Raw genomic sequence first — 18892 nt, 5'->3', positions numbered from 1 at the left:
AAAAGCCAATTTTTCGTATGAAGCGAAAAATTGGCTTTTCTTTTTGTTTAAAACTCAAATATTTGCCTGTCCGAAGCCTGAATCTGAATCGAAGAAATCTCGAATCGATATGTTTGCGGTTTTTTCGTGGAAGGAACCGAACAGCAACTGGCAAGCGGCAGTCCCCCGCTGTTCATTTCTTCCGAATTCTGGGTTGCAATTAAGATAGCAGTCGGGCCATCCGCTGACCCAATAATTCCCACGCTCTCTACATTCTCGGTTTCATCCGAACCCATGCATTCCTCACACGCTCCCCGTTCCGGAGAGAATATCACGCCAACGCTGCATGCATCCTCCGGAACCGGGGATTCTTCCGGCGAAAAATCTTCTTGCATGGCGGTCTGGAATTGCAGCTGCTCGCCCTTTGACAGCGGTGGTGTTATTTCATAATAGGCAGATGCACAATAAAGCTGCGGAAAACCCGAAAAATTTATCGGCAGTTCTTCTTCTTTCCCCCGACTAAGCATCACAGTGTGTTCCTGTCCGGTTACCGGATGCTGAAATACAATGGACGAAACAGCAGTTTCCAGCTCATCAGGGCAAATCTCCACTGCACCTTCCACCGGATAATAGACTATGAAAGGCTCCGTTTCTATCCGCAGGGTCTTAAGTTTCTTGGGGAAAAAACGACGAATAAATCTCTCCCAGCCCGAAGGTTCGGTGTCAAAGGGAATCTGATACCTCTGACAAGCAAAGCAGGAGCTGCCCTGCAAAATCGAAGCATATGCTTTTTGAAACGTTTTCCCCTCCCTATCCTGCTGGTTCCATTTGGAATAAACACAACTGGAAGAAGAAAATCCACCTTCTATCTGCCGGCCATTTAGCCAAATGTTTTGGATAGACGCTGGGTGGTAAGGGTGGTCCCGCTCCGCATCCATTTGCTTCTGGGGAGAAAAGTCATCTTCATCACCTTCATATTTGGCGAAAAAGTTTCGCATCTGTTCTTCCTCCAACAGAGTAACAACGTCAAAAATAATTCCTTCTTCAAAATGGTAAATGACCGGGATAAAATGCCGAAGCCCCGCATACTCAAACTGCCAGCGGGTTTTCTGCACTCGGCCGCCAATTTCAGTTCCTTTGCCCAACCAGGCACAATCAAACTTAGTTTTCATTTTTATGACATCCTTCCCGATGTTTTCTCAAATTCCCAGCCATCTGTGTGATATCTGCACAGTCAGCTGGGAAACGCACTCTTTTCCTTTGAAATTCTCATCGATCGTTATTTCCCAGGCAACAAACCTTGTTTCTCGATTCTTTCTGCCGTTAAAAGGCTTCTTCCCGTCATTCCGTAAAGTAATTGCCAGCATTCTGCCCGAATGCCCCTTGCTGCCAACCGCAATTCAAATACAATATTTAAACACTCATGCAAACTCAAAACCATTCAAAAATCCGGTTGCGTTTCCGGTGTATCGTTCTGTTCTACACTGGATATCCGCCACGCATTCTCCTGTTTTATCACCTGAAGTGTAATCGGATATTGGGCCGCGGCACCGCCGCTTTCCAGTTCCGTACTCGTCACTTCGATTACTTCTCCCAAAACCACATAGCCGCCATTGCCGTCGGCTTCTATCTTTTTGACCTCTATTCGGTCGGGCCAAGGGCTTGAAACCCTGCGGCCCGGCGCGCTCTGCGGTTTTGATTGCCATATCGCCAAAAGCTCTGGTGTCACAAACGCTGCATACTGTTCTTTGATATTTTTTGCCACAACATCATCCGGTGCGGTCAGCGAAACCATTTTTAGCGCATCACCAAAGGATTCAACAAGAGACACGACTTCCTGTTTCTCTTGTTCCGCTCCCAATTGGGATACGTTTGCGGCCGGACGATAAATCAAAAAGAATCCGGCTAATAGCGCCGCAGCTATTCCCACACAAACCCAAACAGCCGGTTTTTTCGCATAGCGTACCTTGTTCATGGCAAATCCCCCCTTAACGATTCCAATCGTAAGATTAAATTCAGTCTATCATTATTTGGTAAGAGATGTCAAAAGAACTTTTATGAATGCATTTGCAAAAAAAGACAGGATACTCCAAATGAAATCACAGGAAAAATCCAATTTTCTGTCGAAGAAAATATTCTCATCTATTCCATTCTTTTCCTTATAAAAAGGAAACCTTTGAAAACAATTTTTATATTTGACTAGAAAATTTTATAAATACTTATTAAAAAATTTACAAAATAACTGAAAATATGATTGACAAAAAAATAACACTTTGTTATTATATTATCAAACACAGTACAGCGTCCTTTTGGTCCTTATGAGTCGATCGTGTGATTTTCGAAATTCAATGTACTAAAAGGCTATGACAAAAACAGTTGATTTCATCCCAGATTCACTCCTTGCACAATCTTTTCCATCGAATTTTCACCATTTTCTTTTCAATACAAGGAGGTACGTTGATGACAACCAAACGCACAAATACTGTTATTTCAGGTTCGGTGGACTGCGCAGAGGCCTTGACGGCAAAACTGGCAGAACTGAGAACCGCACAGAGGGAATTTTCCTCTTATTCCCAAGAGCAAGTGGATCGCATATTCCTGGCCGCCGCGACTGCGGCCAACCAGAAAAGAATTCCTTTGGCCAAGATGGCGGTATCAGAAACCGGTATGGGTCTGGTCGAGGACAAAGTCATTAAAAACCACTATGCTGCAGAGTACATTTACAATGCATACAAAAACACGAAAACCTGTGGTGTGATTGAAGAAAATCCCGCTTATGGCACCAAAATCATTGCAGAACCCATCGGTGTAATCGCAGCGGTCATTCCAACCACCAACCCCACTTCCACTACTATTTTTAAGGCTTTACTGGCTTTAAAAACCCGAAACGCCATTTTGTTTTCCCCCCACCCCCGCGCCAGAATCAGCACCATTCAGGCAGCCAAAGTCGTTTTAGCAGCTGCGGTGCAAGCCGGCGCCCCCCAGGGAATTATCGGTTGGATTGATCAGCCTTCGGTAGAGCTGACCAACCAGTTAATGTGCGAATCCGATTTGACACTGGCTACCGGCGGCCCGGGAATGGTAAAAGCTGCTTATTCCTCTGGCAAGCCCGCTCTTGGCGTGGGAGCCGGAAATACCCCGGCTATCATTGATGAAACTGCTGATATCCGTTTGGCGGTTAACTCCATTATCCATTCCAAAACATTTGATAATGGTATGATTTGCGCTTCCGAACAATCGGTTATTGTCAGTGATTCTATTTATGATGCAGTAAAAACAGAATTTCAAGCACGCGGCTGCTACTTTTTGCAAAAGCAAGAGTTAAACCCGGTTCGCGATACTATTTTAATTAACGGCGCACTGAACGCTAAAATTGTCGGTCAGTCCGCTTTTACCATTGCTTCGATGGCAGGAGTCCAGATTCCGGAATCTTCTAAGATTTTAATCGGTGAAGTAACCTCTACCGATATTGAAGAGCCTTTTGCCCACGAAAAACTGTCCCCTGTTCTGGCGATGTATCGGGCAAAATCCTTTGAGGATGCCGTAAAGAAAGCAGAACAGCTGGTGGCAGACGGAGGATATGGCCACACCTCCTCTTTGTATGTAAATTCGATCACCCAGCCGGATAAAATTGCCCGGTTTTCCGCAGCAATGAAAACCTGCCGGATTTTGATTAACACACCGGCGGCTCAGGGCGGCATTGGTGACCTTTATAACTTTAATTTGGCTCCGTCGCTGACATTGGGCTGCGGTTCCTGGGGCGGCAACTCCGTTTCGGAAAACGTTGGTGTCAAACATCTTCTCAACATCAAAACCGTCGCAGACAGGAGAGAGAATATGCTGTGGTTCCGTGCGCCCGAAAAGGTCTATTTCAAAAAGGGCTGCATGCCTGTGGCTCTGCATGAATTAAAAGATGTCTTAAATAAGAAAAAAGTATTTCTTGTTACGGATTCTTTCTTATACCAGAATGGCTATACCAAACCCATTACCGACCAGCTCAAAGAAATGGGGCTCGCTTATTCCGTTTTCTTTGAAGTGGAACCGGACCCCACATTAGCCTGCACCAAACAGGGTGCCGAAGCCATGCGTGCCTTCCAGCCGGATTGCATTATTGCACTGGGCGGCGGTTCTGCCATGGATGCCGCAAAAATTATGTGGGTAATGTATGAGCATCCCGAAGCCGAGTTTTTGGATTTGGCCATGCGCTTTATGGATATTCGCAAGCGCGTGTATGCTTTCCCGAAAATGGGCGAAAAAGCCTATTTCATTGCCATTCCCACCACAGCGGGAACTGGTTCGGAATGCACCCCGTTTGCCGTTATTACCGATGAAAAAACCGGAATTAAATATCCCCTGGCCGATTATGAGCTGATGCCCCATATGGCGATTGTCGATGCAGACAATATGATGAATGCCCCGAAGGGCCTCACCTCAGCATCTGGCATTGACGCGCTGACTCACGCCTTAGAAGCGTATGCTTCTGTCATGGCGACCGATTATACCGATGGCCTTGCTTTACAGGCCATGAAGAATATATTTGCTTATTTGCCCCGCTGCTTTGACAATGGCTCCAATGACCCGGTGGCACGAGAAAAAATGGCCAATGCCTCTTGCAACGCAGGCATGGCGTTTGCCAACGCCTTTTTGGGTGTCTGCCATTCCATGGCGCACAAATTGGGCGCATTCCATCACCTGCCCCACGGTGTTGCCAACGCACTGATGATTACTCAGGTCATGCGTTTTAACTCCGCAGAGGCGCCGGTGCGAATGGGAACCTTCCCGCAATATCAATATCCTCACGCTCTTGCAAGATATGCCGAATGTGCAGATTTCTTGGCACTGGGCGGAAAAACCGATGAGGAAAAACTGGAGCGTTTGATTCAGGCTGTAGAGGATTTGAAAACAAAAATAGGAATTAAGGCTACCATTGCAGATTACGGCATAAAAGAGTCGGATTTCCTCGATACACTGGATGAAATGACCGAGCAGGCCTTTGATGATCAGTGCACCGGCTCGAACCCCAGATATCCTTTAATGAACGAAATACGCGAAATGTATCGAAAAGCGTATTACGGAAAATAGCTTACGACATACTTTTCCCATAAATATGTAATGAACCCCAGAAAACCCGCCTATTTTAGGCGGGTTTTCTGGTGGGTATGAGAAAATATTATATTGGAAAAGTGTAACGTTATCAGCTTTTTACCTCTGCCTGCCAGACATTGCAAATCTTAATTGATACACACTGAATCAGCGTTAAAAGGATGAAAAGCCGTTATTGTTATAGTATAGATAAAGTGTATCAAAAAAAATAAGATTATGCTGTTTTAATGACGGCATCCGTAGAATAAGCATCAATTGACTCCAAATCAGAATAGCATCCGTTATGTATCGACGCTATATGCAAAAAAGCGGGATTGCTCTCGAGCCCATCCACTTGCGACGGAACAATACAAAGTTCCAGCAAATCTCCCTTATTTGTCTGTTCCATCTTTCTTTGGAGATCCTCCCAGGTAACAATAATTTTCATCAGGTTTAGACATCCTTTCTTTTTATGATTCATATTCAATGATATTATACCGAAACCCGATGATGAATCTTGTCAAAAAATATGATTATTCCCTATATCTGTAAAAAATGTCTGCATTCATAAAAAAACGCAACTTTTTTGTTATGCATTGAGTAATTATGATGAAGAAATCAGAAAATAAGCGGTTTAGAAAGATACCATTCATAGTTTAAAAGAAACGGTTGTAAAATCTTATATTTGCTTTGAAAAGGCCTGCTCTTTCAATAGCTGGCTTGCGAAACAAAGTTAAGGCCAAAAGCCGTATGCAGACGCTTAAAATCAGCAGACACTCTCTATTTCATTGTGCTTTCAAATATAATATTTTCAAAAGAACGTCAGCTCGCTTCTGGCGCAAAAGCACAGTTTTTCTCCCTGCTTATTCTCTTGAGTAATTTCGACTCTGGTGCGGTTCTTTTTTCAAAGGTACCTGTGTGATGCGAAAAGTGCAAAGAACCAGCAGAAACGTAATTTTGCAAATGCAGCATCACAGTTTCTTTCTTATGGCGGCACCTTCTCATTGATTTCGTATTTTAAAGAATCCTATCAAAAGAAAAAATGCTGTAAAAATGCCGGAGAATCATTCTCCGGCATCTTTTCACCTATTTTATTAAACAATAGCCATTCCGCCATCCACTAAAATGTGCTGGGCGGTTACATAGCTGGAAGCGTCACTGGACAGATAAAGAATGGTTCCGTTCAGTTCACCCTTTTTTCCCGGCCGGGAAGCAGGGCAAATCGTATTATAGCTATTTAAAAACGCCTCATGTTTAAACAGCGTATTTTCCGTCATTTCGCTTTCAAACAGAGCCGGGCCAACGGAATTCACCGTAATGTTCTCGGCCATATAAGATGCCGCCATACCCGCTGTAAGACCGCGAACGGCTGCCTTAGAGGCATTGTACACATGGCGGGAAAGCGACGGGTCTTTGGACGCTAAAAGCGCGTTGATCGAAGCGATATTGACAATCTTGCCATACTTCTGCTTGCGCATATGCGGCACAATATATTTGGAAGTAAGGAACATGCCCTTAACGTTGATATCCATACTTTTATCCCAGTTTTCAATGGTCAGGGTTTCTACGGTTCCGGCAGCAGCCACTCCCGCATTATTAAGTAAAATATCAATATGTCCGAAGGTATCGATGGCCTTCTGCACAGCAGCTTTTACATCATCTTCATTCGTCACATCGCCATCAACTGCCAAGGCTCTTCGGCCGGTTGCTTCAATTTCTTTGGCAAGCGCCTCCAAGCGTTCCTTTCTGCGGGCAAACAAAACAACATCTGCTCCATATTCCGCATAAGCGCGTGCGGCATCCGCACCAAGTCCGCCGGAAGCCCCGGTAACAAAAGCCACTTTTCCTGTTAGCTCAAATAAACTCATGATTATCCCTCCATAAAATAAAATATTTTAAAACGCAATAAAAAGACGTAAAAAAACAGGATTCATTTCTATTTTTATTCATTTAACTATATACTAGCACTATACATATCCTTTTACAATTGGGAAAAGGAAGAAGAAAAGCATCTTTACTGCAATTGTTTTGTGCAATAAAGGTGCTTTTAACCTTATTTTAATCCGGTATTAATTCTTTATTAACCCTCTGTTCATTCGAAAGGGCAACCCACCAAAATAATTTGCATATCAACTTTTTAAGGAGCCTTGCAATAGCTCAACCCGCTCTTTCGTACAGATTGGCTGGAATCTATGGTAATCATTTTCGCAACGGCCTTGTTCTATGCGGCGGCGTAAAAAACCAACTTTGTTTCTTTCTATATCAGGCAAAGATGTAAATGTTTTGTGCTTTTTTCTTTTCATATTGATTTCTCAGCAAATCAGTAGTAAACTATAAGTTAGATTAAGCTAACAAACGCGGCAACTTGGTTTGTTTACGGCTAAAAACAAATATCCGAAAAGCCTGTGAAAGCCCAAACTCTGCTGTGTTGTTGTTTTTTACTACATAGAAAATTGAGTGCTGTATGAACACGCAAGTTCAGGCAGACCAAAGCGGAGGAAGAAATGATGAAAGAATCAAAAAAGATTGATTATGCCAATTGGATCCCCCTGAAAGTTGCCCTGGCCCCCGGCCTGACCGGCGGGATTCTTGCTCTGCTGTTTTTCTTGAGTTTTCTGCTGCCCAGTGGGCTGTTAATAACCGTTTTTCAGGTCTTAATGGCAGCAGCCGCTGCATTTTGCCTGTTGGTTTTTGGTTATCTAATCTGTGCCCGCAGGCTGCTTTCTTATCAAGGCGGCGGCATACAGGGAAAAATTTTAGACAATGTCCTTCATTTTCTTTCTTGGGACGGAAATGGACAATTGCTGGACATTGGATGCGGCAGCGGTGCATTAACAATAAAAGCGGCCAAGAAATACCCGCAGGCTCACGTGGTAGGGATCGACTACTGGGGGAACGAGTGGGACTATGCTCAAAGCCAATGTGAAACCAATGCAGCATTAGAGGGCGTTATAAAACAGACTTCTTTTCAAAAAGGGGATGCGGCCCAGCTTGATTTTCCCGATGCACATTTTGATGCGGCAGTCAGCAATTTTGTATTTCACGAGGTGCGCAGCCAGCCGGACAAACTGGCTTTGATTCGAGAAGCTTTGCGGGTGCTAAAGCCCGGTGCGCCTTTTGCTTTTGAGGATATCTTTTACTCAGTCAAACATTATCCGGACTTAGATGCTCTTCTTGCCGAACTTTCAAAAGAGGTGCAAGAACTTCATTTTGTGGATACCCGGCAAAATAATTTTGTTCCCTTGCTGTTAAAAACGCCGATGGTAGCCGGAAACATGGGGCTTATTTGGGGCAAAAAATAAGAATAGAAAATTTCTCAAAACAAAGAAACTCAACTAGCAAAAGTTTCGTTTTTCTATACTGATTTTGTTTTAAAAAGGGTAGAAAGGCACTGCTTTTCAGTGTCTTTCTACCCTCTAAAAATGACCCAACGTTACCCAAACATTCTATCGTGTTTTTCAAACGTCACACCGCTACAGATAGCTATTATGAGAGAAAAAAGGGATTTAGAAATAATTTGAAATTTCTCTTAGTATTTTGTTGACAAACCATTAGACCCATGTTATAATACTCAAGCAGTCAAGGGATTGCGAAAAAAACTCGCGAGAGTGGCGGAATTGGCAGACGCGCTAGATTCAGGTTCTAGTGAACGCAAGTTCATAGGAGTTCAAGTCTCCTCCCTCGCACCAAAAATAAAAACCACTTATAACAATCGTTATAAGTGGTTTTTTCTATCTGTAAAAATTCTTTTAAATTGTATTTTCATAGAATCAGGCGCATCCAGAAAAACAGCCTAAGAACCCAAAAATGATCAGATGCAATGATTTTATCATTTTGCTTTTTCTGCACACCGGCCTTATTAAACTCTGGATGTCCATCCTGCCAGATCAGAAAAGCAACTGCTAATTGCTTCTTGATGAGAAACCAAATGATACGAAATCAGCACGAATTTTCCGGCTCCGATTTCTTTCTGGTTTCTTGTAAGAAACGGGTAAAGATAAAGAAAGTTTCTTTTTCTCGGTGCCTTAATCCGGCCAAATGATTCTTTTTTTATTTGTATTTTCCTGTCACAAAATGGTATACTCGTTGCGAAAGGTCCGGTGATTTATATGTATAAAATATTGATTGTGGAAGACGATGCTGTGATCGCATCTTCTATTGAAAGACATATCGCCACATGGGGATGCGAGGTAAAATGCGCAACCAATTTTCAAAATATTCTGGCGGAATTTGCAGAGTTTCAGCCTCAGCTGGTTCTGCTGGATATTTCTTTGCCGTTTTTTAACGGATATCACTGGTGCAATGAAATCCGAAAGCTTTCCAAAGTGCCGATTATCTTCCTTTCTTCGGCTTCAGACAATATTAATATTGTAATGGCAATGAATATGGGCGGGGATGATTTTATTGCCAAGCCCTTTGATCTGGAAGTATTAACTGCCAAAGTGCAGGCTGTCCTGCGCCGCGCCTATGATTTTGTCGGCCAAACCGGCCTGATGGAACATCGGGGGGCCATTCTGAACACCAGCGACGCCACGCTAACCTATCAGGGAAACAAAACCGAACTGACCAAAAATGAGTATAAACTTTTGCAGACTCTTCTGCAAAACAAAGGAAAGGTAGTCAGCCGCGAAACCCTGATGACCAAGCTTTGGGAAACGGACAGTTTTGTGGACGAAAACGCTTTGAGCGTCAATATGACACGGCTGCGACGCAAACTGGAAGAAACCGGGCTAACCGACTTTATCTCTACCCGCAAGGGAATTGGATATTTGGTGCAGTAAGATGGAGAAACTAAGTTTTTGGGACGCTGTATGGGATTATTTTCGGGGACATGCCAAACTGCTTTTTCTGTTGTTTTCATTCATTCTGATCTTCGGCCTTGTCTTTTCGTTGTACCGTTTGGAAACTGAAGCGGTATTTTATGCAGCTATTTTATGCCTTTGTTTGGGGGCTGTTTTCGCTTTAGTCGATTTTTTGCGCTATTATAAACAGCGGCTTCAGTTGCTGGAACTAAGGCACCGGGTCATTTTTCTTTTGGGTCAATTACCAGAACCCCACAACGCTGTGGATCAGGATTATCACGATTTGATTGCCGTCATGATGAAAGAAAGCGCGCGGCAAAGCTACCGGGCCGACAGTGCAATTACAGATATGGTGGATTATTACACCCTTTGGGCACATCAAATTAAAACCCCTATCGCCGCTATGCGACTGCTGCTAAAAGAAGAAGAAAGCGAACAAAACAGCCAGCTTTTGGCTGAACTTTTTAAAATTGAACAATATGTCCAAATGGTTCTGTCTTATCTTCGCCTGAACAGCACCAGTACCGATTTTGTATTTCGTCGCCATCCTCTGGAAAAACTGGTAAAACAAGCTGTTCGAAAATATGCCCCCCTGTTTATTCACAAAAAGATCCGCCTGAACCTGCAGCCGATGGACTGCCAAGTATTAACCGATGAAAAATGGCTGGTATTCGTCATCGAGCAGCTCTTATCCAATGCACTGAAATACACGATGACCGGCAGTATCTCCATTTATCTGCAAGCAGAAAACATTTTGGTCATTGAGGATACGGGCATCGGAATCGCGCCGGAGGATCTTCCCCGTATTTTTGAACAGGGCTTTACCGGATACAATGGACGCACCGACAAAAAAGCCACCGGGCTGGGTTTGTATCTGTGCAAACAAATCTGCAAAAAACTGTCGCACACAATTTCCATTGAATCTACCCCCGGCCAGGGAACCAAAGTAATTTTGGATTTAAATACACTGGACCTGCGCGGGGAATAAATTCGGTCTTTCAAAAATGTAAGAACAGCGGGAGAAATGTAAGCCAAAGCAATGGCAGCCCATTTCTCCTTTTTGCTATACTGGACAAGGAAACCACAAAGGAGGAAAATAACCTATGACCCTTTTAGAAGTAAACAACCTAAAAAAAGTATATACAACCCGCTTTGGCGGAAATCACGTGCAAGCCTTGTCCAACGTCACTTTTTCGGTAGAACAGGGTGAATATGTCGCCATCATGGGCGAATCCGGTTCGGGAAAAACCACGCTTCTGAACACTTTGGCTGCTTTGGACAAACCCACCAGCGGCGAGGTGCTTTTGAACGGAAAAAGCCTGCCGGATTTAAAAGAAAAAGAAATTTCTGCTTTTCGGCGGGATAATTTGGGGTTTGTTTTTCAGGATTTTAATCTTTTGGATACTTTTTCTTTAAAAGATAATATTTTTCTTCCCCTTGTTTTATCCGGGAAAACCTATGACGAGATGAACCGCAGACTTCAGCCTTTGGCAGCAAAGTTGGGAATTTTAGAGCTTTTAGAAAAATATCCTTATGAAGTTTCGGGCGGACAAAAACAGCGAGCCGCCGTTTGCCGTGCTCTGATTACCAACCCACAGCTGATTCTGGCAGACGAACCCACCGGCGCGCTGGATTCCCGCGCAACCGATGGACTTCTGCGTATTTTTTCTGAGATTAACGAAAGCGGCCAGACCATTTTGATGGTAACACACAGCATCAAAGCCGCCAGCAGTGCCAAACGGGTACTGTTTATTAAAGACGGCGAAATTTATCATCAGCTGTATAAGGGTTCTTCCAGCACAGAAACCATGTTTCAAAAAATTTCGGATACCCTGACGATGATTGCGACAGGCGGTGCCAGAAATGAGTAAAGCTTTTTATCCCAAACTGGCGGCAATCAATATTCGAAAAAACAGCAAAACCTATTTTCCCTACATCCTGACTTGTATCGGCACCATCGCCATGTATTACATGATTCTGGCTTTATCCCGCAACCCGGGATTGCAGCAAATCCATGGCGGAGGAACCATGACGATCATTTTAAGTCTTGGGTCCTGGATTACCGCAATCTTTTCTGTTATCTTTCTGTTTTATACCAATAGTTTTTTGATGAAACGCAGAAAAAAAGAGTTTGGCCTATACAATATTCTTGGAATGGAAAAAAGGCATATCTCTCGTATTATTGGATGGGAAACCGCTTTTATCGGTATCATCAGCCTGATTTCGGGCTTACTGATTGGAATTTTGCTGTACAAACTGATGTATCTAGCCGTGCTGAAAGTGATGAATGCCGATATCCCGCTGGGATTTGACTTTTCGCTTTCTTCACTGGGAATTTCCTGCGCTCTGTTTGCCGGAATTTTTCTTTTAATCTTGCTCAACAGTCTGCGCCAAATTCATCTTTCCAACCCCATCGAGCTGCTGCACGGCGGTGCTGTAGGAGAAAAAGAACCCAAAGCCCGGTGGATTTTGGCTCTGATTGGTTTGATCCTTTTGGGAGCCGGATACTTTATTTCCGTAACAACTACAAATCCCGTAGCTGCACTTTATCGCTTTTTCATGGCCGTTATTCTGGTGATTTTCGGCACCTATTGCCTGTTTACCGCAGGCAGCATTGCTCTTTTAAAGCTGCTGCGCAAAAATAAAAACTACTATTACCGCACCAAGCATTTTATTTCCGTGTCCGGTATGATGTATCGGATGAAAAAAAATGCGGCGGGTCTGGCCAATATTTGTATTCTGTCGACTATGGTTCTGGTCACGGTTTCCACCACACTGTCGCTTTACATGGGGCTTGACGACATTATCCACACCATGTATCCAAAAAGGATTCTGATTACCGCAAATAATACGGCTCCCGATTCCCAAGAGATCATGCACCAGTGGATCGATAACACTCTGGAAAAAAACAGCCTGACAGCAGAAAACCCAGTGGAATACACCTATTTAATCGTTACCACAAACCGTCAGGAAAATGAGTTCCAGTTGAGCCAGCCCAATGGGGATGTCAACAATATGAACTTGATGTTTTTTGTTCCCGTGGATGATTATAACCGTTCGGCCGGAACATCACTGACCCTAAACCCCGGGGAAGCATTGCTTTACTCCAGTCAATCCACTTATCAGCCGAATACTTTAAAAATCTGGGATCAGGAATTTCAGATCACCCAAAAGCTGGATGAATTAAAGGATTCCCCAATCCTTGCTTCCCGCTCGCTAAACACCTATGTGGTGTTTGTAAAGGATGCTTCTGTTTTAAAACAATTAGACTCACAGTTTCAGCAAGTATCCCCTCAAGACGAATCCAGAATTCAAACCATATACGGATTTGATTTGGACGCCGACTCTTCCACTGTCCAAACCGCCATCCAGCAATGGATAGACACGATGGAACCATTTCACTTCCAAGGCTCTTTGCAGTCCCGCGACAATAATACACAAGAAGTTTTCGGCGCTTATGGCGGACTGTTTTTCATAGGAATTTTTTTGGGAATTCTGTTTTTAATGGCAACCATTCTGATTATCTACTACAAGCAGATTTCTGAAGGTTATGAGGATAAAGAACGGTTCCGAATCATGCAGCAAGTGGGCATGAGCCATGCAGAAGTCAAAAAATCCATTCACTCACAAGTGCTGACGGTATTCTTCCTTCCCCTTATCACTGCCGCTGTTCATGTTGCCTTTTCTTTCCCGGTGGTCACACTGCTTTTGTCTGCTTTAGGCCTGACGAATACGGCCTTGTTCACTTACTGCACCATTGGATGCCTGCTGGTTTTTGCGGTATTCTACACCCTTATTTATGCAGCAACAGCAAAAACGTATTATAAAATCGTCAGCTGATTTTGATTGATTCAAGAACCATGAGAAGTTGCTTCTCGAAACACAGCCCCCATTACGGTCTAAAAGGATCTGGCATGAAAAGCCAGATCCTTTTTTCATTTGATCACTTTCAGATAATAATCTTCTAAAATTCCGCTCTTCTAAAAGCCTGCAAAACCCTGTATTTTCTTTTAAATACTTTAAAATCCGCTAAAAAAAGTTGCACTATTTCCTACAATAGTACCAGTTTTCACATTCCTTTGCTCAAAACTGGATATTGACTATTGGTATTATTTTCTGTATAGTTTGGAATGTTAGTAATAACTAACATTCTCGTTAATTGAATTAAGAAAGGGGGAAACACAGACAATTTCAGGGGAGTCCCCCCGGCAGAACAGCAAAACGAGATTATACCATCAGCGTATGTTAGATATAACTAACATACGCTTTCGAACGCGCCCCGGAAGAACAAAAAGAAGAAGAATCACATGCTTTTGCCGACCGAATTGCGGAATCTGTGGCAAATGCTAAAAACGAGGAGGAGTTTTTGTGATAAAAAAGAAAGTTTGGTTTGGAGCAGGTGCGGCATTGTTTGCACTTTTGCTGGTTTTTTTTGTGTGGCCAAACAACGAAAAAACAGTGGAAGAAACCACATCGGTAATATCACAGGCCGAAGAAATTATTACAGCGGAAGAAACAGAAATTCCGCTGGCAGAAGAACCTGACACCGAAGAAAACATTGCAGCACAAACAACCGAAGAAGCCGAGCTCGAAATCATAGCAGACTCAGTGGTTCCGGCTGCCGCAGCAAAGGGACAACCTGCTGTAGCCTCCAATCCTAAAAACTCTGCTGGTTCTAAAAACTCTGCCGTGTCCCCAAATACGGCTCCTGCACAGCAGCAGAACATTGTGGAGCCCCAAGTTCCTTTGGTCGCTCCCGTTGTGGATACAACCCCTCCTGCTCAAGACGTTATTTCTGCTCCCGGCAATGATGTCATTCCCACCGGCAGCTCTTCCGGCGGCGGAAGCAGCAAAAAAAGCAGCGGCGGAAAAAGCAGCAGCAACACTGGCAGCAACACCAATCCCGGTGGTTCTAATGAAAACACCAATCCCGGTGAAAGTACTAATCCCGGTGGCTCTGAAGGTAATAACGGCAACACCGATATCCCAGAAAACACTGGGGAAAAAGGACCCGAAATTCAGTTAAAATGGGATGACGTTACCTGTGTGGCGGTCATGGAAATTAAGGATCTGGACTACCTGTTCTATTACAGTGAGAATCTGGACGCAATCTATGTCAACGGTGTTGAGCGCAAAGCAGAGTGCGGCCCGTATTCTCTTACTCAGGTACAGGTCCCCTATAAGTTTCTGAACATCGGCGAAAACACCATTGTTTTAACTGCCCAAGGCTATCAGAATGTAACGCTTCACTTCACCACACCCAATGATTTTGTCATGCCAAAAATTGCACCGGCCATTGCAGCAATTGAAATGGTTGAGGGATACGGTGTTCCGCTCGTCATTGATGCTGTGGGTGAAAATTCCCAAGACTGGCTCAATGATCTGAAAGAGGAACACATCACCTATCAGTACAATATCATGTTCCCCAATGAAGTTCCCTTCCAGATGCGCGGGTGGACTTTGGAAAAAGATCTGGAAAACAACCGCTTTATTCTGGCAATTCCCGAAACAACATCCCTTTACAATTATTCTTTGTATCAGGTAATTGTATCGGTGCCCGGATATAATCCGGTTTGGGTAAACTTCAGCCCCCGCGTACAAGCGCCGGAACTCAGCACCAAGTGGCTGACACAAGGCAATAATAGTCTGGAAATCGTCGAGGCAGAAAGCAGCGTATCTGTATATCTCAGACAAGAATGTATCTTTGAACTGAATGACAGAAAACTGGTAGAAAACGAAGACTTTGTCCTGAAACCCTCTTGGGGCGGAATTGAGATTCTAGCAAAGAACTTTACTCCCGGCGAAACCTATACTCTGCGCATCACAGACAAAACCAAATATTACAGCACCCAAGTGCTGAGCATTACCTGCCCTGACGAAATCATCGTCCCCGATGAAGCACCTCAGATCACAGTAGAAAACACGCTGCAGGGCAAAGATGTCGCCATCCTGTTCGATGCCGGATACGACAACTGGAAAGAGAATATTACCAAAATTGTATTGACCTATCCCCGCCAGCACACCAAAGAGGTAAATTATCAAATTCAGGGCGACACCATTGTGGTTGCAGGTGATTACTTTGAAGATCCCGGAAAGAACAGGCTGACCATTCAGGCGCAGGGCTATGATGATGTCACCGCCACCTTCATCATTCTGAAAGAGGCGCAGGCCGTTCAAAGTGAAAACAATTGGTATAAAGAATTGATTCTTTCCTTCCGCAGCGATGGATATACCGATTTTAGCTTTGCCGATAATGTAACCGCCACGTTAAACGGAGAAAGCTTCACAAACATAAACTCTTCCGGATTCGGTCTTGCCATTCCCTTCCAGTATTTTACAGAAGAAACCAACATACTGGTGCTCTCTAACCCGGAATATGTAGATATTGTTCTTGAAATTCCCCGCTTGGCAGAACCGGAAGCAACCGGAAAATCCATGGCAGTGACAGAAGAGCCGGATTCTTTTGTGTTAGAGGAAGAAGATACTTCCGAAATTGTTTTAATTGAAGAGGAAGAAGAAACGGAAGAAACACCGATTGTAGAAGAATCTGATGACATAGAAGAAGAAACCACCATCGAGGAATCCACCGAAGAAGTAAGCCCTTCTATCGAGGAATCTTCGGAATCGGAAGACTTGTCTGAAGAAGGCTAATTCCCCTTTTATTAAAAAACAACACTTGTTGCTTTCGGCGAAAAAACCAGCTGTTTTACAGCTGGTTTTTTTTGATTTTCAGATTCGCTCTTTCTGTCATACCCCAAAAGTAAACAGCCATTGATACCAGTTATGGATCTATAATAATCCCCTTTTGTGCACCTCTTTGAGCGGCAATGATGCTTAAATTGGAACCAATTGCGCCAAAGAAGCTGGATAAAATAGCTAGATCATCCAGATCAAAATCCTGTGATATGGCAATGGCTGTAGTAGTGGCCAAATAGGCAAGTGTCTCCCCTGGAATATCTTTTAGATGTGGCAAAAAAACACCCCATGAAATCTATATGAAGGGATCCGGACAAACATACATCCCCTTTGAAAAATATTCTGTCAGAAAGCCAGCTGTTATTCCGGCGATTCCAGCCTGTTTTGATTTTAACAGACACACCAAAAATGAAAGAATGGCAAGTGTAGCATCACCCCTCTAAACTAAATTTTATTCACCTTTTTTCGAAGTCCTGTCTATGTTTGCTTCTCTTGTAAAATAGAAATAATTATGATACTATATAAAAGTTAGCTGTGTCTAACTTTTTCTTTTTCCAAAACAGAAAACGGATAGACCATTTTTTGTGTCAAATACAATAGAGTCCGGCCCGCTTACAACTGATTTGGGCGCAACGAGGTGAACCTGTTGGAAAGAAACATCAATGACATAATTGATTATTACGCAAAAGCAAACTGGTCGTTTGTGGGAATCTTTCTGGAACAAGCCTTACCGGGCAAACCGGGCATTCACCGAAAAACCAATGCACTGTATGGTGGACTGGCTATTCCCCTTGCCGGAATGTCACATTTTACCCTAAACGGCACTTCTTATTTGATGAAACCCGGCATAGTGGTTCACGCAGGCCCGGGTATGAACCTGAACATAAAGGGAGCAGGCCGCGAACCTTGGCGGTTTGCTGTTATTCATTACCGAATTCCTATAAATGAAATAAAAAGATTTCCTTTTTTCCAATCTCACTTTTCCTTTTCTACCGGTGAAAACGCTAAAATTACCGATTTAATTCAGCAGCTGCTTTCTCAGCAATCCATTCCCGGTGCGCTGGCAGCCTTTCAGTCTAAGATTTTATTCAGCAATCTGTTGGGGGAATTTTTCACTTTAGCCAAAAGGCAAACAGTAAACGATGATACCCTTCAAATTGAACAGATTATGGATTACATTCGGCAAAATTACGCAACCTTGCTGACGGTTTCTCAAATTGCGGAACGATATGAAATAGATAGGCGAAGGCTCTCGTATTTATTTGAGCGCCATGTGGGAATGAGTCCCATTCAATACTTAATTGAATGCCGAATGCGAAAGGCAAAAGAACTGCTGCACATTTGTGAGTGCCCGGTAAAACAAGTGGCAGAAAGTGTCGGCTATGCAGATAGCCTGTATTTCAGCAGAGCATTCAAAAAGCAAACCGGCTTTTCCCCTTCGGAATATCGAGAATCTATGAGAAACCGCATTTAATGCAAAGGAGTCAACAGACGGCATGAAGATTGACCTGAGTGACCTGACGGATTACTATGCAACCGCAAATCTGTCCCTTTCTGATACGTTTGAAGACTGTGTTGTTCCGGGGAACGCACTGTCCAACGGATCCACAGCTCAAAATGTATGCGGCCTGGTAATCCCTTTGGCAGGCAGCGCCTGTTTTACACTAAACAGCACACCTTATGTGATGGAACCCGGTATGCTGATTCACGCCGGCCCCGGCATGCGGCTGGACAAAGAAGTCATCGGAAACAAAAAATGGCATTATGCTTTGATTCATTATCGAATTCCCGATCAAAAACATCAGTCTTCCCCTTTTTATCATACTCATTTTAATCTTCCAATCGGAATCAACTCCCGAATCATCGATATGACCCGGCAGCTTTTGGCCAGTGATGCAGCACCCGGCAGCATGGCGGCGCTGCGCAGCCGCTCTCTGTTTCACCAGTTGCTGGAAGAAATTTTGTTATCCGCCAAACGGCAGCATCGTGAGAATCATGGCAGCTTGATGGAAGATGCCGCCGTTTTTCTGCAGGAGAACTATTCGCAGCCGCTTTCTATTACCCAGCTGGCGGAACAATACCGGCTAAACGGAAGGCAGTTTGCTGAATTGTTCCGCAAACATATGGGTGTGAATCCTTCCCGCTATTTGTCTGAACTTCGTATTCAGCATGCCCAAGAACTGCTGCGCACCTGTTCCTGCCCCATAAAACAAGTGGCGGAGTGTGTGGGATACACTGATAATCTTTATTTTAGCAAAGTATTCCGCAAAAAGACCGGAATCTCTCCCTCTGAATTCCGGATACATACCCAAAACCGCATGTAAAATGTTTTA

14 protein-coding genes and 1 tRNA gene are annotated in these 18892 nt (G+C 43.8%); 10 read left to right on the top strand and 5 right to left on the bottom strand.

Translation table 11 applies throughout. The features are described from left to right. Positions 1-47 precede the first annotated feature (47 nt). Together C1A02_RS12585 and C1A02_RS12580 are read right to left on the bottom strand one after the other, a co-directional pair. The gene (locus tag C1A02_RS12585) at positions 48-1151 is read right to left on the bottom strand and encodes a hypothetical protein (RefSeq protein WP_101698579.1); all 1104 of its coding nucleotides are present in this window, start codon (positions 1149-1151) and stop codon (positions 48-50) included. 269 nt (positions 1152-1420) lie between these two features. Beyond that, positions 1421-1954: a hypothetical protein gene (locus C1A02_RS12580; RefSeq protein ID WP_101698578.1), complete on the bottom strand. Its 534-nt coding sequence runs from the start codon at positions 1952-1954 to the stop codon at positions 1421-1423. A gap of 485 nt (positions 1955-2439) precedes the next feature. Here C1A02_RS12580 and adhE point away from each other — a divergent pair, with 485 nt between their 5' ends. After that, the gene (gene adhE / locus C1A02_RS12575) at positions 2440-5061 is read left to right on the top strand and encodes a bifunctional acetaldehyde-CoA/alcohol dehydrogenase (protein WP_101698577.1); all 2622 of its coding nucleotides are present in this window, start codon (positions 2440-2442) and stop codon (positions 5059-5061) included. A gap of 235 nt (positions 5062-5296) precedes the next feature. Here adhE and C1A02_RS12570 read toward each other — a convergent pair whose 3' ends face one another. Continuing rightward, positions 5297-5509, bottom strand: a complete 213-nt coding sequence (locus tag C1A02_RS12570) for a hypothetical protein (RefSeq protein WP_164997216.1) — start codon at positions 5507-5509, stop codon at positions 5297-5299. A gap of 646 nt (positions 5510-6155) precedes the next feature. Further along, a complete protein-coding gene (locus tag C1A02_RS12565) occupies positions 6156-6929 on the bottom strand; it encodes an SDR family NAD(P)-dependent oxidoreductase (RefSeq protein ID WP_101698576.1) in 774 nt (257 codons plus the stop codon). Positions 6930-7568: 639 nt separating this feature from the next. Here C1A02_RS12565 and C1A02_RS12560 point away from each other — a divergent pair. From C1A02_RS12560 to C1A02_RS12530, 7 genes are all read left to right on the top strand, one after another. After that, a complete protein-coding gene (locus C1A02_RS12560) occupies positions 7569-8363 on the top strand; it encodes a class I SAM-dependent methyltransferase (protein ID WP_164997215.1) in 795 nt (264 codons plus the stop codon). Positions 8364-8663: 300 nt separating this feature from the next. After that, positions 8664-8750, top strand: a tRNA-Leu gene (locus C1A02_RS12555). Positions 8751-9170: 420 nt separating this feature from the next. Further along, positions 9171-9842 carry a response regulator transcription factor gene (locus tag C1A02_RS12550; RefSeq protein WP_101698574.1) on the top strand — a complete coding sequence of 224 codons (672 nt, stop codon included), beginning with the start codon at positions 9171-9173 and terminating at the stop codon, positions 9840-9842. 1 nt (position 9843) lies between these two features. Then, positions 9844-10851: a sensor histidine kinase gene (locus C1A02_RS12545; protein ID WP_101698573.1), complete on the top strand. Its 1008-nt coding sequence runs from the start codon at positions 9844-9846 to the stop codon at positions 10849-10851. Positions 10852-10966: 115 nt separating this feature from the next. Beyond that, positions 10967-11734, top strand: coding sequence for an ABC transporter ATP-binding protein (locus C1A02_RS12540; RefSeq protein ID WP_101698572.1), 768 nt, complete (start codon positions 10967-10969; stop codon positions 11732-11734). Next, positions 11727-13703: an ABC transporter permease gene (locus tag C1A02_RS12535; RefSeq protein WP_101698571.1), complete on the top strand. Its 1977-nt coding sequence runs from the start codon at positions 11727-11729 to the stop codon at positions 13701-13703. Before C1A02_RS12540 ends, C1A02_RS12535 begins: the two co-directional genes overlap by 8 nt. Positions 13704-14231: 528 nt before the next feature. Then, positions 14232-16514 (top strand): hemoblobin-interacting domain-containing protein, encoded by a 2283-nt coding sequence (locus C1A02_RS12530; RefSeq protein ID WP_101698570.1) that lies wholly within the window; start codon positions 14232-14234, stop codon positions 16512-16514. A gap of 130 nt (positions 16515-16644) precedes the next feature. Here C1A02_RS12530 and C1A02_RS12525 read toward each other — a convergent pair whose 3' ends face one another. After that, a complete protein-coding gene (locus tag C1A02_RS12525) occupies positions 16645-16836 on the bottom strand; it encodes a hypothetical protein (RefSeq protein WP_101698569.1) in 192 nt (63 codons plus the stop codon). 360 nt (positions 16837-17196) lie between these two features. Between C1A02_RS12525 and C1A02_RS12520 the strand changes: the two genes are divergently transcribed. Continuing rightward, entirely contained in the window at positions 17197-18033 is an 837-nt protein-coding gene (locus tag C1A02_RS12520; RefSeq protein WP_243578013.1) for a helix-turn-helix domain-containing protein, read from the top strand. A 22-nt stretch (positions 18034-18055) separates the two neighbouring features. Beyond that, the gene (locus C1A02_RS12515) at positions 18056-18883 is read left to right on the top strand and encodes an AraC family transcriptional regulator (protein ID WP_101698567.1); all 828 of its coding nucleotides are present in this window, start codon (positions 18056-18058) and stop codon (positions 18881-18883) included. Positions 18884-18892 lie beyond the last annotated feature (9 nt).

The organism is Clostridium minihomine, assembly GCF_900240385.1.
GTDB classification, from domain to species: domain Bacteria; phylum Bacillota; class Clostridia; order Oscillospirales; family Acutalibacteraceae; genus Faecalispora; species Faecalispora minihomine.
Note: the sequence above shows the minus strand (reverse complement) of the source record. Positions and strands in the feature narration are given on the sequence as shown.

What these genes read in the sequence shown, in the direction of transcription:
- C1A02_RS12585 (WP_101698579.1), bottom strand. Translation starts at nt 1,151, where the DNA reads ATGAAAACTAAGTTTGATTGTGCCTGGTTGGGCAAAGGAACTGAAATT.
- C1A02_RS12580 (WP_101698578.1), bottom strand. Translation starts at nt 1,954, where the DNA reads ATGAACAAGGTACGCTATGCGAAAAAACCGGCTGTTTGGGTTTGTGTG.
- adhE (WP_101698577.1), top strand. Translation starts at nt 2,440, where the DNA reads ATGACAACCAAACGCACAAATACTGTTATTTCAGGTTCGGTGGACTGC.
- C1A02_RS12570 (WP_164997216.1), bottom strand. Translation starts at nt 5,509, where the DNA reads ATGAAAATTATTGTTACCTGGGAGGATCTCCAAAGAAAGATGGAACAG.
- C1A02_RS12565 (WP_101698576.1), bottom strand. Translation starts at nt 6,929, where the DNA reads ATGAGTTTATTTGAGCTAACAGGAAAAGTGGCTTTTGTTACCGGGGCT.
- C1A02_RS12560 (WP_164997215.1), top strand. Translation starts at nt 7,569, where the DNA reads ATGAAAGAATCAAAAAAGATTGATTATGCCAATTGGATCCCCCTGAAA.
- C1A02_RS12550 (WP_101698574.1), top strand. Translation starts at nt 9,171, where the DNA reads ATGTATAAAATATTGATTGTGGAAGACGATGCTGTGATCGCATCTTCT.
- C1A02_RS12545 (WP_101698573.1), top strand. Translation starts at nt 9,844, where the DNA reads ATGGAGAAACTAAGTTTTTGGGACGCTGTATGGGATTATTTTCGGGGA.
- C1A02_RS12540 (WP_101698572.1), top strand. Translation starts at nt 10,967, where the DNA reads ATGACCCTTTTAGAAGTAAACAACCTAAAAAAAGTATATACAACCCGC.
- C1A02_RS12535 (WP_101698571.1), top strand. Translation starts at nt 11,727, where the DNA reads ATGAGTAAAGCTTTTTATCCCAAACTGGCGGCAATCAATATTCGAAAA.
- C1A02_RS12515 (WP_101698567.1), top strand. Translation starts at nt 18,056, where the DNA reads ATGAAGATTGACCTGAGTGACCTGACGGATTACTATGCAACCGCAAAT.